The following is a 15,009-nucleotide window of genomic DNA, read 5'->3' on the forward strand; positions in this document are numbered from 1 at the left end:
GCCCGTCCCGCCGCTGTTTCCCGCCGGTTATTTGCCAACGAATTCCAGCAGCGCCTTGTTGACCTCGCCAGCGTGCGTCCACAGTAGGCCGTGCGGCGCGCCGTCGATCTCCACGTAGTCCGCTGCGGGGACCAACTTCCGGAAGCGGCGGGCGGTGGCGTCGATCGGCAGGATGTTGTCCGCCGTGCCGTGCAGGATCATCACGGGCTTGCCGCTTTCGCGGACCGCGTCGACGTCGGCCCTGAAGTCTTCAATCCACGTGGGCACCACGGCGTAGGCGGCGACCGGCGCGCTGGAGATGGCCACGTTCCAGCTGGCGGTGACGGCCTCCTGGCTGATGCGGCTGCCCAGGTTCTCCTCCAGGTTGTAGAAATTGGAGTAGAAGCTGGTGAACCAGGCGTACCGGTCGTCGCGGGCGGCTGCTTCGATGCCGTCGAACACCTCCTGCGGCACGCCGTCGGGGTTGTCGTCCCGTGCCACCAGGTAGGGCTCGAGTGAGGCGAGGAACGCGAGCTTGGCAATGCGCTCATGGCCGTGCCGGCTGACGTAGCGGGCAAGTTCCCCGGTGCCCATGGAGAAACCGACCAGGATGACGTCCTGGAGATCGAGCGTCTCCAGCACCGTGTTTAGATCCGCCGCGAAGGTGTCGTAGTCGTAGCCGGAACCGACCTTGCTGGACTGTCCGAAGCCACGCCGGTCATAGGTGATGACGCGGTGGCCTGCAGCGAGCAGCTCGCGGGTCTGGCGCTCCCAGCTGTGGCCGTCCAGGGGATACCCGTGGATCAGCACTACCGGCTGGCCGGCTCCCTGGTCTTCGTAGTAGAGGTGAATGGCAGTGCTGTTCTCGGTGCCAACTTCGATGTAGCCCATCAGGAGTTCCCTTCTCGGATCGGGCGGGAACGGCCGTTCCCGCTGCGAGGAAGATGCTAAGAGAAGGAACGCCATTCGGTAAGCGTGCGGCCCGTGGAACTCTGGACGGCGGTGAAGCCCGTGGCGCCGAAGGCTGCGCCCAGCAGCCGGAGTGGAAATCGAGTCTGCAATACTTGCAGCTTTCGGGCGGAATAACGGTAAATGCTGCAGACTCGATCCGGGAGGCGGCAAGTGCTGCCGGGAGGGGAAGCGCATGGCACAGGATGACTCGCCAGCGGCGGGCACTGAACGCAGAGCGGACCGCAACGCGACACGGTGGTTGGCGGCTGCGGCAGGTGCCGGAGCGGTGCTGGGCGCGGCCTGGCACCTCGCCGGCGCCGGCAACCTGCCTTTCCTTCCGCAGAACTGGTTCGGCTCCCTGCTTGTCGGTTTCGGCTCCGGGATCCTGGCCGCGGCGCAACTCATAGTTGTCTGGGCACTCACCGCGCGGCATGAGGACCGGCGGGGCATCCGGCAGCAGCGGGGAGCCCTGGCAGCGCTCGCAGGACTTGCAGTGTTCAGCGTTCCCTTCACCCCGGATCTGGTCTTCAGTCCGGTTCTGGGCCTGGCCGTGCTGCTGCTTGCGGTGCGGACCCGGGACCTGAGGACCGCGGCGATGGGCCTCACGGCATTCTCCGCAGCCATCGTGCTCGCGGTGTTTCCTGACCTGCCCGGGGCGCCGGTGATGCTGGGGCTGGTGGCCGTTGCCGCCCTCTCGGTCGCGGCGCGGCCGGGCAGCCGAACCCTGCCGTCCGGATTCCCTACTCGCCGCGGTAAACCGGCGGACGCCGTTCAGCGAAGGCAGCGGTAGCCTCGCCGAAATCGTGGCTGGCCAGGAACGCCGAGTTCCAGACCTGCACATAGTCCAGCCCGTCCTGGACCTGCCCCTGCGTCCGCCGGTTCAGAACCTGCTTGACGCCCTGCACCACCAGCGGGGGATTCGCGGCTATCTGGACCGCCAGCTCTCGTCCGCGTGCGACGACGTCGTCCGCCAGTTCCGTGACCAGGCCGATGGACGCGGCGCGGGCGGCGTCGAAATCCTCTCCGGTCAGGGCCAGCTGACGGGTGGCACCTTCACCGATGATGGCAGGCAGCCGCTGCAGCGAGCCGAGGTCCGCGACGATGGCTACCCGAACCTCACGGACGCTGAAGCGCGCGGTGCGGGAGGAAATGCGGATGTCCGCTGCGGCAATAACGTCAATGGCTCCGCCGATGCACCAGCCGTCTACCGCTGCAATAACCGGCTTCGAGCAGCGGGCCAGTGACGTGACGGCGTCCTGGAGGTCCTTGATCTGCCGGCGGAAGCCCTCGCGCAGCTTGGCATCCATACCGCCGGCCGCGAGCAGCGGGGCAAACACGGGAGCCATGGCGGGCAGGTCCAGGCCGTAGCTGAAATTCCCGCCGGAGCCGTAGAGCAGGACGGACCGGACGGCGTCGTCGGTGCTGAGCGCGTCAAACACCGCGGGCAGCTCGGCCCAGAAATCCGGGCCCATGGCGTTGCCTTTGGAGGGGCCAATCAGCTGCACTTCGGCCACGCCGTCATGAATTTCGACACTCAGGGATTTCAGGGAAGGCAGTGAAGTGGCGCTGGACGTCATGGCATCTCCGTTGATTTGGGCGTCATTGTGCTGGACGTCAATATACCGGTCGTTTTAAGGCCCGAAGAAAGCAAAGCTAGGATCAAGGTATGGAGCTTGCGGTTATCATTCTCTTCGTCCTATCCATCGCTGTTTTGAGCGCGCTCTGGGGCAGGTTTGAGAAGCGCCGTGCCGCCAACCCCAAGCCGGAGGCAGGCGCTTCCAGCGGTGCCGACGGTTCGGGCGGTGCGCGGCCGGCACGGCCTGCACGTCCCCGTCCCGCGCCGGCGGCAACCGGCACGTCGCCGCAGGCCGCCAGGGACGCTGCCGCGCTGCTGAGCGCAGATCAGCACCGGCAGATATATGCCGCCCTCGGACAGGGACAGCCGGTAAAGGCGCTGAAGCTCTACGCGATGTTCACCGGCGCCGGCATCCGGGCCTCGGGGGCTGCCATCACGAACATGGCGGCGCACCCGCAGCCGTATGTACGGCCCATTCCGGATCCCGAGTCCGCGGCTAAGCCGGACACTGCCAAGCCCGACGCGGCCAAGCCCGACGCGGCCAAGCCCGCAGCAGGTGCAGAATCAGAAGCGGTCCGGGAAGAAGAGATCAGCAAGTGGGCCCAGCAGCTGCGGCCCGAGGACTTCCTGAAGCCGTAGGGGCACCTTAAGTGAGGCCAAAGGCCGGGCCGGCGTGGCCCGGCCTTTACTTTGCCCCGGATCCCGCCGGGGTATAGGGCCCAGCAGGTGTTACCGCCCGGCCCGGCCGCCCTCAAGCAGACGCTCCCGCTGGTTCCGGCCGTCCGGGCCGTACGGGTAGTTGCCGACCTGCGGGACGCTCAGCTCCGTCAGGCGCTGCTTTTCCTCGTCGGTCAGCTCCAGGAACGCCGCTCCCAGATTGTCCGCGAGCTGGTCCGTGGTGCGCGCGCCGAGAATTACCGAGGTCACTCCGGGACGGTCCGCCAGCCAGGCCAGCGCCACCTGTGCCGGCGTGGCGGAGTGCGCGGCAGCCACGGTCCGCAGTTCGTCGAGGATCCGCCAGGTCCGCTCGTTGTGGCTGCGCAGATCCCACCCCTGGAACTGCCGCGTGGGGTTGTCGCCCACGCGCGTGTTTCCGGCGGGAACCGTCTCGCGGTCATACTTGCCGGTGAGCCAGCCCCCGGCGAGCGGTGACCAGGGCAGCAACCCCAGTCCGGCGTCGAGCGCTGCGGGAACAATCTCGGATTCGATCTCCCGTTCAAGCAGGTTGTACTGCGGCTGGAGCGTGACCGGCAAAGCCCAGCCGTGTTCCCGGGCCACGTAGACGGCCTTGGTCAGCTGCCAGCCGGTGAAGTTGGAAAGCCCGTAATAGCTGATCTTCCCCGCGGTAATCGCGTCATTGAGGAAGCCCAGGCTCTCCTCAAGCGGCGTGCACGGATCCCAGGCATGCAGTTGGTACAGGTCCACGTGGTCCACGCCCAGCCGCATCAGGGAGTCGTCCAGCGCGCGGCGCAGGTGCCGGCGGGAAGTGCCCAGGTCGTTCGCCCCGCCGCCCATCGGGAAGCGCCCCTTGGTGGCCAGGACGACGTCGGCCGCTTCCGTGGGATGGGTGTGCAGCCAGCGGCCGATGATTTCTTCGGACGCACCGGTTGTGTAAACATCCGCAGTGTCCACGAAGTTTCCGCCGGCACGCACGTAATCGTTGAGGATGGCGTGCGAGGCCCGCTCGTCGGATTCGTTGCCGAAGGTCATGGTGCCCAGCGCATAGTTGCTGACCGAGGTTCCGCTGTTGCCGAGCAGTCGCATTTCCATGGATGTTTCCTTCACGCTAGGGAAGCTGGTGAACCGGCTGCCAGCTTATCCGCCGCGGGGTCTGAAAGCTCCCGGTCTGAAAGCAGGGCGGCGAACAACAGGGAATCCCGCCGCTTCCCGCCCACCAGCCGGTGCTCACGGAGCCGGCCTTCGAAGGTGAAGCCGTTCTTTTCCAGCACCCGGACCGAACCCGCGTTCCCGGGATGGCAGGTGGCCTCCACACGCACCAGCCCCATCGGACCGAAGGCATGGCCGAGCAGGAGCGCTGCGGCCTCGGTGGCAAGGCCCAATCCCCAAACACCGCGGGCAAGGGTGTAGCCCAGTTCCCCGTTGCGGTCGGATGCGCTGGTGGTCCACACAGCCGCCGTCCCCACTAGACGGTCCTGGAACAGCACAGCCAGAGTGAACCCGGTCCTCGCCGGGGAAGCAGGTTCGGCGGCGGCGTCCGCGACAAAGGACCGCGTATCGGACAAGGTATTGGGCCCCCACGTGGACCACTGCGTGACCACCGGATCGGAGGCAAACGCGTGCACGGCGTCGACGTCGTCGGCCCGGAAATCCCGCAGCGTCACCCGCGGTCCGTGAAGCAGGATGCCGTCCCGTGCCATGGCTGCGTGCCCTTCTGAAGAGATTCGGTGGTGAATCTAGGGTAGACGCAAAAAAACCCCCGGTTTCCCGGGGGTTTCAGCGCGGAGACGGGGGGATTTGAACCCCCGGTGGGCTTTAGGCCCACACTTCATTAGCAGTGAAGCCCATTCGGCCGCTCTGGCACGTCTCCAACATGCTTATCTCAACATGACTTGCAGCTTCCGCTGCCAGCCTGACAAGACTACCGGCAACTTGCCGATTAGGGCAAAACGCCTCAGCCCAGTCTTCCGGTGAGCGCTTCCCAGAGGAATTCGTAGGACATGGCGTGCATCCGGGCCGACTGCCGGTTGTCCGCCGCACCGGCGTGCCCGCCCTCCAGCGCTTCATGGAACCAGACCTTGTCCGCACCCATGGCCTTCATCCGGGCAGCCATTTTGCGGGCCTGCACCGGCCCTACCCGGTCATCGCTGGTGGCCGTCCAGATCAGCGTGGGCGGATAGGAGACATCTTCCTTGATCAGGTGGTAGGGGGAGAATGTCTGAACGAACTCCCACTGGGCCGGATCGTCCGGATCACCGTATTCGGCAATCCAGGAATAACCGGCGGAAAGCTTCGTGTAGCGGCGCATGTCCAGCAGCGGCACCCCGCAGGAAACAGCACCGAACAGGTGCGGATAGGTGGTGAGCATGTTGCCCACCAGCAGTCCGCCGTTGCTGCGCCCGGTGCAGCCCAGATGCTCCCGGGACGTGACACCGCGGGCCACCAGGTCCTCAGCCACGGCGGCAAAGTCCTCATAGGCCCGGTGCCGCTTTTCCTGCAGAGCGGCGCGGTGCCATTCGGGTCCGTATTCCCCGCCGCCGCGGATGTTGGCCAGCACGTAGACGCCGTGCCGTTCGACGCCGTCGGCATCCGTGGTGCGCCGCTCCAGCCAGCCGCGGCCCACCACCCCGCTGTACGCAGGGGTCAGGGAGGCTTCGAATCCGCCGTACCCGTTGAGCAGGGTGGGGTTGCCGCCGTCGAGCACCAGATCCTCCGGGCCCACCTGGAAATAGGGCACCTTGGTGCCGTCCGCGGACACGGCGAAGTGCTGTTCGACCGTCAGTCCCGCCGCGTCGAACATGGTGGGTGAGGTCTTGACCGCCTCGGCCCGGCGGCCGTCCCGGGAACCGGGACCGGCGAGGGTGCCGCGGGACAGCGTGGACGGCGTGAGGAACCCGGTGCTGATCAGCCAGTAGTCGTTGCCGGCGGCCTCATCCTCGTCATCCACGGCGTACGCGTCCACCGAGTGCAGCGGCGGGCAGGCGTCCAGGATGTCCGCCCGCCAGCCGTCTTCGGGGGTGAGGACCAGGATTTCGGAGCTGACATCGCGCAGCAGGTTCAGCAGCAGCCGGTCCCGGGTCCAGCTCCAGGACTGCAGCGACGTGGACGCATCCGGGGTGAAGAGCCGGTGGACGCTCCGGTTTCCGGCAGTGAAATCTTCCAGCGACGCGGCCAGCAGGGAACCGGCGGGGTGGATGACGCCGTCGAGCTCCCAATCGGTACGCGGACGCAGCAGCAGCCACTGGCGGTGCACATCCACGTTCACGTCCAGCGGGACATCGAGCTGTACCCAGTCGCTGCCCTCCCGCAGGAAGGTGCGCGTGTTGTAGAAGTCGATGATGTCCACGGCCAGGTCCCGTTCGAAGCCGGGCGTCTGGTCCCGCTGCACTACGGCCATCATGTGGTCTTCAGGAATCTCGAAGAAGGGTTCGGCGTCCAACAGTGCCTGCCCGCGTCGCAGGATGCGGCTGGTGCGCGGATAGGAGGAGGTGGTCATGGAACCCGGGCCGAAGTCCGTCCCCACGTACAGGCTGTCCTCGTCGGCCCAGCTGATCCGGCTCTTCGCCGCGGGAATGTCGAACCCGCCGGACACGAAGGCGCGGTCGACGACGTCGAACTCCCGGTAGCGGGCCGCGTCGCCGCCGTCGGGGGAGAGGGACACCAGTGCACGGCGGTAGGAGACGCCGTCGGCGGGGCGCAGGAACATGGACCCGCCCCAGACCCATTCGGTCCCTTCGGCGGCGCTGAGCGCGTCCAGGTCCAGCAGCACCTCCCACTCGGTGTCCGCGGACGTGTAGCTCTCCCAGGTGGTGCGGCGCCACAGGCCTTTGGGATGCTCCGCGTCGCGCCAGAAGTTGTAATAGTGCTCCCCGCGCTTGGCGACCATGGGGATGCGGTCCGTGGAATCCAGGACCTCGAGCAGGCGTTCCTCTGTCTGCTGGAATCCGGTGCGCGAGAGCAGGTTTTCGGTCACGGTGTTCTCCGAGCGGACCCAGTCCAGCTGCTTCTCTCCGTAGATGTCCTCCAGCCAGAGGAACTCGTCGGTAGGGGCTGAATCGGCGGCGTCGAGGTTGGGGGATGTCATGCGCCCATCCTAGCCACCGCCGCTTTCCGGGTGTGCCCGGCGGGCTGTCCACGCCTGCCCGAACCCGGGCCGCTCCGGCTCCGGATATTCTAGATGGATGGATCACACGCAGAGTTTCCGGGTAGCTGTCATTGGCGCAGGACCCCGCGGCCTCTCTGTAGTGGACCGGCTGCTGACCAATCGGCGTGCTTCTGCGCATCGCCGGCCCCTGCGCATTGAACTGATTGACCCGTTTCGTCCGGGTCCGGGGCACGTCTGGCGGACCAACCAGTCGCGGCTGTTCCTAATGAACACCCCGGCACTGTTTCCCACCGTGGTCCCGGCAGGGGATACGGTCCGTGACTTGCTGCCCTCGCCTGCAGGACTCTCCTTCAACCAGTGGCGCGAGCTCATGGGCGCCGGTACCAGTGCGGCGGACAGTCTCTCCGCCGGAGACCGACAGGAGCTGGCCGCGCTTGGTCCCGCGGATTTCCCCAGCCGTCCGTTGTACGGGCGGTATCTGGAGTGGACTTACCGCCAGCTGCAGAAAACGGCCGCCGATGACGGCGTGGAGCTCGTACACCGCCGCACCGAAGCGTTGGGCATCTCCCGCGAAGCGGCCGGCCGGCTGATCGTCGAGCTGGAAGGACAGCAGGTTCTGGCGACCGACGCCGTAGTGCTGGCCCTGGGGCACCTGCCCGCACTGCTTTCCCCGGAACAGGCACGGCTGCAGGACGCCGCCCAACGCCACGGCCTGACCTACCTTCCGCCGGCCGTGCCGGCCGACGTCGACTTCTCCCGCCTGGCCGCCGGGGAACCGGTGCTGGTGCGCGGACTGGGCCTGAATTTCTTTGACGTGATGGCTGCCGCCACCATCGGCCGCGGCGGGCGGTATGTGTCCACCGGGCAGCCTGCCGGCCGCGCCCTGCGCTACGAACCCTCGGGCCGGGAACCGCAGCTGATCGCCGCTTCACGCCGCGGCACGCCCTACCGGGCCAAGGCGAAACTGGACTCCTACGTTCCCCGCGGAGTCCACCTCCGCTGGCTGACCCGCGACAGGGCGCTCGCCTTGCGGGCCGACGGACTGTTGCCCGGTTTCGACCACGATCTCTGGCCCTTGCTGCACCGTGACGCCGTCTGGGCGTATTACAGCACGCTCGCCCGGGTGGCCCCCGCCGAGCTGAACGGCACCGCAGCCGAGTTCCAGGACCAGCTGGAAGCGGCACTGAACCTTCCGGGACCGGAGTGGGACGCCGCGAAGGAAGCGGTGCTGGATACCTACGTTCCGTCCAACCGCCGCACCAATCTTGAAGCCCTGGCGCAGCCGCTGGGCCGCCGGCCGTTCAGCGGGGCCGAGGATGCGGACAACGCCGTCCTGGCCTACCTGGAGGATGACGCCGCCGGATCCGCCGCCGGGGAAGACGACCCGCTGAAGATGGCAATCGGAGCCCTGAACGCCGGACGCAGCCTGCTGAAAGCGGTGGTGGCCGACGGCGGCCTGGCCGAAGCGTCCTGGCTCAGCGAACTGCGGGGCTGGTTCGAACCGCTCGTCGAAGGCCTGGCGAGCGGTCCGCCGCCGGAACGGATCGAACAGCTGGCCGCACTGGTCCGCGCCGGCCTGGTGCACTTTGTCGGCCCCGATCCCCGTTTCGACGTGGACGAGGCCCGCGGCGTGTTCACGGCCTCCTCGCCGTGGGTGGGCACCGAGTATGCCGCCTCCACCCTGATGGAGGCCATGATGCCGCCCAACCGGGTGGACCGCAGTGTCTCGCCGTTGCTGGCTGGACTGATCCGCGACGGCCTGGCCCGGCCGAAGGTCATGATGTCCGCCGACGGCACCCCCGTGCTGACTCCCGGGCTGGACGTTACCTTGCCGCCGTATCGGGCGGTGGGCGTCAGCGGCGAACCGGTGGAGAACCTGTTTGTGCTGGGGTTGCAGTTGTCCTCGGTCCAGTGGGGAACGGCGATTGCCGCCGAGGCCGGCGCTCCGGCAGCGGAAGGCTCGCGGACGCTGCAGGACGCCGACGCGATTGCCGCTGCAGTGCTGTCCGCTGCCGCGTCCACGGCGGGTTCGGACTCGCGGGCCACGGCCCCGGAACCGTCCGCCGGCCAGGACCAACCTGCCGTGCTGGGCTGAACCCGGCTTTCCAAGCCTGCACGTCGCACAGTAACAGCGGCGGTGAGTGGCACCGGAGCGGCGCGCCCAGCGCTCAGCGGCGGGTGAACCTGGCCCCTGCCAGGGTGTGCCGCGCCGATAAAATCGGCATCAGCGGGGCTGAACCACTCCATTTCGTGCTCCTATCCGGCACGGCAGCCGCCTCGCGAATCAACCCGAGAGGACGCGTTGTGATGAAAGCTTGGCAGTACATGGGGGACCGCAAACCGATCCAGCTGAACGAAGTCCCGGAACCGGAACCCGGTCCCACACAGGTCATCATTGACGTCAAGGCAGCAGGCCTGTGCCACTCGGACGTGATGTACATGGAGGTCGGCGACGCGGTCATGCCGTTCCTGCCGATGACGCAGGGGCATGAAAACGCCGGCGTGATCACGGCGCTGGGATCCGAGGTGACCGGCTTCAAGGTTGGGGACGTCGTCGGCGTATGCTCCTCCGGAGTCCAGCCGCCTACCGGCATGTTCACTCCCGGCGGCTTCGCGGACAAGCTCGCTGCGGACTACCGCGACCTGGCCCGCGTTCCCGAGGGCCTCGATATTTCCCTCGCTGCCCTCGCCACGGATGCCGGCATGACCTCCTACCACGCCATGATCAAGGTCGGGAAGGCAGCCAAGGGCATGAAGGTCGGCGTGATCGGCTTCGGCGGCCTGGGGCAGATCGGCGCCCGCGCCGCCGTCCTGGCCGGTGCCGAGGTTCACGTGGCTGAGATGAAGGAAGAAGCCTGGGCCAATGCCAAGGAGGCCGGCGTGGCTTCCTGTGTCAAGGATGCCGCGGAATGGGTCACCGACCCACGGCGTGGCGGCGACTTCGACCTCATCGTTGACTACGCAGGTTTCGACACCACCCAGAAGGCCGTGAACGCTGTTCGGCGTGGCGGCAAGGTGGTTCAGGTAGGCCTCGGCAAGCCCACCTTCACGGTGGCGACCAACACCATCCTCGGCAAGTCCATTGAGGGATCCCTTGGCGGCACCGTGGCCGACATCGAGGAAGTCTTCGACCTGATGCTCCGCGGCGAGATCACCCCGGGCTACGAGGAAATCAGCTTCGACCAGGTCGGTGAGGGGCTTGAGCGGCTCAAGAACAACCAGGTGCTGGGGCGCTTGGTGGCCCGCTTCGGCGAATAGCTGTTAATGACGGCGGCTGCGCACCCTTGGAAGGTGCGCAGCCGCCGTTGTTCTGTCCCTAGCCGTTGTAGGTCAGCGAAAGCATCATAGCTTTCAGTTGCTGGTAGATGTCCGTCTGTATCCATGCCTGGGCTGCGGCGTCGTCCGCGAAGGCTCCGGGATTAATGAGGGCTTCGAACCTGATGTCGCCGTCAGACATGGAAACCGTGCCGTGGGCCGTTCCGGTATCCATGCCGGTGGCGTCCGGCATACCGTCGTCATCAAGCTGGACAGCATACTTGCGGCCGGTAGTTGCCATAGATCCCGATGCTGTTTCTCCGAAGCCCGGACGGGATTCAAACTGGAAATAGACAGGCATGCCAATCTTGTTCGTGTAACCCGGCAATTGCTGCGCGTCGTACACGATGTGCCCCGGGCTGGGCACTACGGACCCGTGGAGGTCGGCTCCACTCTCAAACTTGGCTACCGGGTTCCCGGTTGAGTCCAGAATATTGAAGGCCGCCGGTGACAGACCGACGCTATGGGCAAGCATGGGCAGCGGTTCGGTCGGAACGGCCGACCATCCGGCCGGAAGGGTGAAGCTGTGCAGCCCGTTGGGGGTGGTGACGGTGACTGGTGCTGCCGGTTCAGGAACGGGCGTTTCCGTTGGCGTCGCTGACGGTGTGGCAGAAGGTGCCGTTGCCGATGGTGTTGCTGAAGCAGACGGCGTGGCCGTCGTGCTCTTCGAGGCCGCCGATTCGGCGGCCGTCTCCGCGCCGCAGGCAGTCAGTAAGGCAGCGGACGCGAGAACCAAGGCACACATGCGGGCCCGGCGTGAAAAAGAAGCGGTCAATCCAATCAATGCCCCCAGTAGTTCGGCGCGGAGTTTCCGGGCCGGTGAGAGGGAGACTAACAGCGCGCCAGACGCCCGGGGGCGTGTCGCGTCCAAGCGTAGCCAAGACGTAATACGACGGCGGCCCGCACCTATTGGTGCGGGCCGCCGTCGTCGTTTACCTGCCGGTATCCGTTACCGGATTAGAACGGGTATTCCCGCGGAGTGTGCTGGACGCTGATGGTGTGGTCCGTGGTGAATTCGTCGATGGCCCACTCGCCGTTGAAGCGGCCGAGGCCGGAGTTCTTCTCGCCGCCGAAGGCAATGTGCGCCTCGTCCTGGACCGGGAAGTCATTGACGTGTGTCATGCCTGCCTTGATGCGGCGGGCGAACTTGACGCCTTCTTCCAGGTTGGAGGTGAAGACGGCGCTGGAGAGGCCGAGGTCGGTGTCATTGGCCAGTGCCAGTGCGTCCTCGGCGTCCTTGGCGCGCATGATCCCGGCGATCGGGCCGAAGATCTCCTCGCGGGCCAGCTCCATGTCCTTGGTGACGTCGGCGAAGACGGTCGGGGAAAGTACCTGGCCGTTGATTTCGCCTTCGATCATGAGGCGGGCGCCTTCGGACTTCGCGGTCTCGATCTTGGTCTTCAAACCCTCGAGCTGCTTGGCGTTGATGATCGGGCCCACGACGTTCTTCGGGTCGGTCGGGTCGCCGGCGTTCAGCGTCTTCACGTGCGCCGTGAACTTCTCGACGAATTCGTCGTAAACGGCGTCTTCGACGATGATCCGGTTCACGGCCATGCAGATCTGTCCCTGGTGCAGGAACTTGCCCATGGCCGCGGCGCGGACTGCCTGGTCAACGTCGGCGTCGGCGAGAACCACGAACGGGCTGTTGCCGCCGAGCTCAAGGGCCGTGTACTTCAGCGTGGCGCCGGTTGCGGCCAGGGCGCCGATGTTCTTGCCCACCGGCGTCGAGCCGGTGAAGGAGATCATCCGCGGGGTCGGGTGCTCCACGAAGGCGTCGCCGATTTCCGAGCCGGCGCCGACGACGGCGTTCAGTACGCCTGCGGGCAGGCCAGCCTCTTCAAAGATCTTGGCGATGATGAGGGCGCCGGTGACCGGGGTGTCGCTGGCAGGCTTGAGGACGACGGCGTTACCGAGGGCCAGGGCTGGAGCGACGGAGCGCTGGGAGAGGTGCAGCGGGAAGTTCCAGGGGCTGATGACCCCGACGACGCCCAGCGGGGCACGGTAGACGCGCAGTTCCTTGTTCGGGGTATCCGAGTCCATGATCTTGCCGGACACACGGTGCGGGAAGGTGGCTGCCTCGCGGGTGATGGAGGCGGCGGAGGCAACTTCGATGTTGGCCTTCAGCATGGTGCTGCCGGATTCGGCGTTGAGCCAGGCAATGATCTCATCGCGGCGTTCCTCGAAGATTTCTGCGGCGCGGGCGATGACGGCTCGACGCTCGTTCGGGGTCCGGGCCGCCCAATCCTTCTGGGCTTCCTCTGCAGCGGCGTACGCGTCATTGAGGTCTTCGCGGGAGGCCTGCTGCATGGTCATCAGCTGCGAACCATCAAAGGGGTTGGTGTCCGTGAGGGTCTTCTCCGAACGGCCGTCGCGCCATTCGCCGCCGATGAACTGCTTGGCGGGGATCCAGTCGGTGAGGGCCAGGGAGGTCGATTCGAGCTGAGTTGTCATGATTTCTCCTAGATGAATCTTGACGGTGTATTGCTGGCTACAACCCGGAAGGGGCCGGATCAATTCCCGAAGGCACCGATGTGGGGCACGGCCGAAGGGAGGAGATCGGCTGTCAAGGGCCACAGATACTAAGTACCCTTTTTATTTCTCTCTGTTCAGCCTAGCGTTGGCAGTACCAGTGGCCAAAAGGGGAATTGCCCGGCTGCTCTTACCGCAAAGGACACGTTCATGAGCACAAGTGCAGGTGCGGCAGGGGACCGCGGACGAAAGGCTGCAGGCCAGGGGTCCGGAGAGCACCGAGACGGTGCGGGCCCGACTCCGGACGGCACGCGGGGCGACGGGGTGGACAACACCAGCCGCCGGCGAGTGGTCGAGCGTGAGAAAGCGACCTTCGGTGGAGTGAAGATCGGCTCGGCGTTTTTTGGCTGGCTGACCGCCATCGGAACCACGGTGCTGCTGAGCGCCCTGGCCACCGCCCTCGGCGCGGCAGTGTTGTTGAACGACGACAGCCCGGATTCCACGGCCATCACGATCACCGGAACCATCATCCTGCTGGTGATCCTCTTCGTGGCCTATTACTGCGGCGGGTACGTTGCGGGGCGAATGGCCCGTTTCAACGGGATGAAGCAGGGCATTGCTGTGTGGGTCTGGGCAGTGGTTATCGCCATTGTGGCAGCCATCCTGGCAGCGATTGCGGGGGACCAGTTCAACATCCTGGTTGAACTCAACGGATTCCCCCAGATCCCGATGTTCGGTGACAACGCAACGGCTTCGACGATCATCGCCGCCGTCGTGGCCGCAGCAGTGGCCCTGATCGGCGCTATCCTCGGCGGGCTGGGCGGCATGCGCTTCCACCGCCGGGTGGACAAGGCCGGGCTGGGGGACTGACCGACCAGGCGAACACGCCGGCGCCGAAGAAAACCGGCGGAAAAGTCGTGGGGGAAGCGGGGGATGCGGTAACTAAGGCAGCATCATGCGCCCACGAGGCGCGGAAACAGGAGAACAACGTGATCACCAGTGAACAGATCGACACGATTATGAACCACGGAACCGTGGAAGGGCCGAACGGGGAAAAGATCGGCTCGGCAGGCGATATTTACCTGGACGACGAGTCGGGCCAGCCGGCCTGGGTAACCACCAAGACCGGGCTTTTTGGTTCCAAGGAGAGCTTTGTCCCCCTGGCGGAAGCCACGGTTGAGGGATCTGTTGTGCGGGTGCCGTACTCCAAAGAAATGGTGAAGGACGCGCCGCGGGTGGACAAGGACGGACATCTCAGCGATCAGGAGCAGGATGAGCTGTACAGCTACTACTCCATTGGCACCTCCGGTACGTCCGGCACTTCGGGTACTTCCGGTACCTCGGGCCAGCGGAGCTCTGCAGGGTCCGGGGTTGGAACCTCGAGCGGCAGCGGCACCTCGAGCGGAAGCGGCACCTCGAGTGGAAGCGGAACCTCGAGCGGAAGCGGAAGGTCGAGCGGAAGCGGAACCTCCGGCCGGACGGAAAGCAGCCGGGGCTCGGACCACGGCCAGGTGGGGCATGACACTTCCGGCCCCACCACGGATGACGCGATGACCCGCTCCGAAGAGCAGCTCCACGTTGGCAAGCAGAGCAGGGAGTCCGGCAGGGCCCGCCTGCGTAAGTACGTCACCACTGAGAACGTCAGCAAGACGGTTCCGGTCAGCCATGAGGAAGCCCGGATTGAGCGTGAGCCCATCACGGACGCCAACCGTGGCTCCGCCATGGACGGACCCGCCATCAGCGAGGAGGAGCACGAAGTGACCCTCCACGCCGAAGAGCCCGTGGTGGAAAAGGAAGCAGTCCCGGTTGAGCGTGTCCGGCTGGACACCGAAACGGTGACAGAAGAGGCCACCGTCACCGAAGAGGTCAGCAAGGAGCAGATTGATATGGAGGGTGAAGGCGGGAGCGGCCGCGGCGGCAAACGCAGCCGCTGATT

General features: G+C 66.1%; 14 protein-coding genes and 1 tRNA gene. 6 read left to right on the forward strand and 9 right to left on the reverse strand.

Features of this window, described 5'->3' with window-relative positions; translation table 11 throughout:
• Positions 1-27 precede the first annotated feature (27 nt).
• The gene (locus N2K98_RS01915) at positions 28-870 is read right to left on the reverse strand and encodes an alpha/beta fold hydrolase (RefSeq protein WP_255866326.1); all 843 of its coding nucleotides are present in this window, start codon (positions 868-870) and stop codon (positions 28-30) included.
• A 253-nt stretch (positions 871-1,123) separates the two neighbouring features.
• Here N2K98_RS01915 and N2K98_RS01920 point away from each other — a divergent pair, with 253 nt between their 5' ends.
• Entirely contained in the window at positions 1,124-1,720 is a 597-nt protein-coding gene (locus N2K98_RS01920; RefSeq protein ID WP_255866325.1) for a hypothetical protein, read from the forward strand.
• Here N2K98_RS01920 and N2K98_RS01925 read toward each other — a convergent pair.
• On the reverse strand, positions 1,671-2,507 hold the full coding sequence (locus tag N2K98_RS01925; protein WP_255866324.1) for a crotonase/enoyl-CoA hydratase family protein: 837 nt from the start codon (positions 2,505-2,507) through the stop codon (positions 1,671-1,673). The two genes, N2K98_RS01920 and N2K98_RS01925, sit on opposite strands and share 50 nt — an antisense overlap.
• Before the next feature lie 89 nt (positions 2,508-2,596).
• Between N2K98_RS01925 and N2K98_RS01930 the strand changes: the two genes are divergently transcribed.
• On the forward strand, positions 2,597-3,145 hold the full coding sequence (locus N2K98_RS01930; protein ID WP_255866323.1) for a hypothetical protein: 549 nt from the start codon (positions 2,597-2,599) through the stop codon (positions 3,143-3,145).
• 90 nt (positions 3,146-3,235) lie between these two features.
• Here N2K98_RS01930 and N2K98_RS01935 read toward each other — a convergent pair whose 3' ends face one another.
• The 4 genes from N2K98_RS01935 to N2K98_RS01950 form a co-directional block, all read right to left on the reverse strand.
• The gene (locus N2K98_RS01935) at positions 3,236-4,276 is read right to left on the reverse strand and encodes an aldo/keto reductase (RefSeq protein WP_255866322.1); all 1,041 of its coding nucleotides are present in this window, start codon (positions 4,274-4,276) and stop codon (positions 3,236-3,238) included.
• Between the two features lie 11 nt (positions 4,277-4,287).
• A complete protein-coding gene (locus N2K98_RS01940) occupies positions 4,288-4,884 on the reverse strand; it encodes a GNAT family N-acetyltransferase (protein WP_255866321.1) in 597 nt (198 codons plus the stop codon).
• 82 nt (positions 4,885-4,966) lie between these two features.
• A tRNA-Ser gene (locus N2K98_RS01945) sits at positions 4,967-5,054 on the reverse strand.
• A gap of 84 nt (positions 5,055-5,138) precedes the next feature.
• Positions 5,139-7,268, reverse strand: coding sequence for a prolyl oligopeptidase family serine peptidase (locus N2K98_RS01950; protein WP_255866320.1), 2,130 nt, complete (start codon positions 7,266-7,268; stop codon positions 5,139-5,141).
• Between the two features lie 97 nt (positions 7,269-7,365).
• On the opposite strand from N2K98_RS01950, the gene N2K98_RS01955 reads away from it, so the two are divergent.
• Together N2K98_RS01955 and N2K98_RS01960 are read left to right on the forward strand one after the other, a co-directional pair.
• Positions 7,366-9,384, forward strand: a complete 2,019-nt coding sequence (locus N2K98_RS01955; RefSeq protein WP_255866319.1) for an FAD/NAD(P)-binding protein — start codon at positions 7,366-7,368, stop codon at positions 9,382-9,384.
• A gap of 212 nt (positions 9,385-9,596) precedes the next feature.
• Positions 9,597-10,547: a zinc-binding dehydrogenase gene (locus N2K98_RS01960; protein ID WP_255870040.1), complete on the forward strand. Its 951-nt coding sequence runs from the start codon at positions 9,597-9,599 to the stop codon at positions 10,545-10,547.
• 58 nt (positions 10,548-10,605) lie between these two features.
• Here N2K98_RS01960 and N2K98_RS01965 read toward each other — a convergent pair whose 3' ends face one another.
• From N2K98_RS01965 to N2K98_RS01975, 3 genes are all read right to left on the reverse strand, one after another.
• Positions 10,606-10,845, reverse strand: coding sequence for a hypothetical protein (locus N2K98_RS01965; RefSeq protein ID WP_255866318.1), 240 nt, complete (start codon positions 10,843-10,845; stop codon positions 10,606-10,608).
• A gap of 328 nt (positions 10,846-11,173) precedes the next feature.
• On the reverse strand, positions 11,174-11,347 hold the full coding sequence (locus N2K98_RS01970; protein WP_255866317.1) for a hypothetical protein: 174 nt from the start codon (positions 11,345-11,347) through the stop codon (positions 11,174-11,176).
• Between the two features lie 214 nt (positions 11,348-11,561).
• Positions 11,562-13,055: an aldehyde dehydrogenase family protein gene (locus N2K98_RS01975; RefSeq protein WP_255866314.1), complete on the reverse strand. Its 1,494-nt coding sequence runs from the start codon at positions 13,053-13,055 to the stop codon at positions 11,562-11,564.
• A 228-nt stretch (positions 13,056-13,283) separates the two neighbouring features.
• Here N2K98_RS01975 and N2K98_RS01980 point away from each other — a divergent pair, with 228 nt between their 5' ends.
• Entirely contained in the window at positions 13,284-13,943 is a 660-nt protein-coding gene (locus tag N2K98_RS01980) for a hypothetical protein (protein WP_255798827.1), read from the forward strand.
• Between the two features lie 119 nt (positions 13,944-14,062).
• Positions 14,063-15,007: a DUF2382 domain-containing protein gene (locus N2K98_RS01985; RefSeq protein ID WP_255866313.1), complete on the forward strand. Its 945-nt coding sequence runs from the start codon at positions 14,063-14,065 to the stop codon at positions 15,005-15,007.
• Positions 15,008-15,009 lie beyond the last annotated feature (2 nt).

The organism is Arthrobacter jinronghuae (assembly GCF_025244825.1).
GTDB classification, from domain to species: Bacteria; Actinomycetota; Actinomycetes; order Actinomycetales; family Micrococcaceae; genus Arthrobacter_B; species Arthrobacter_B jinronghuae.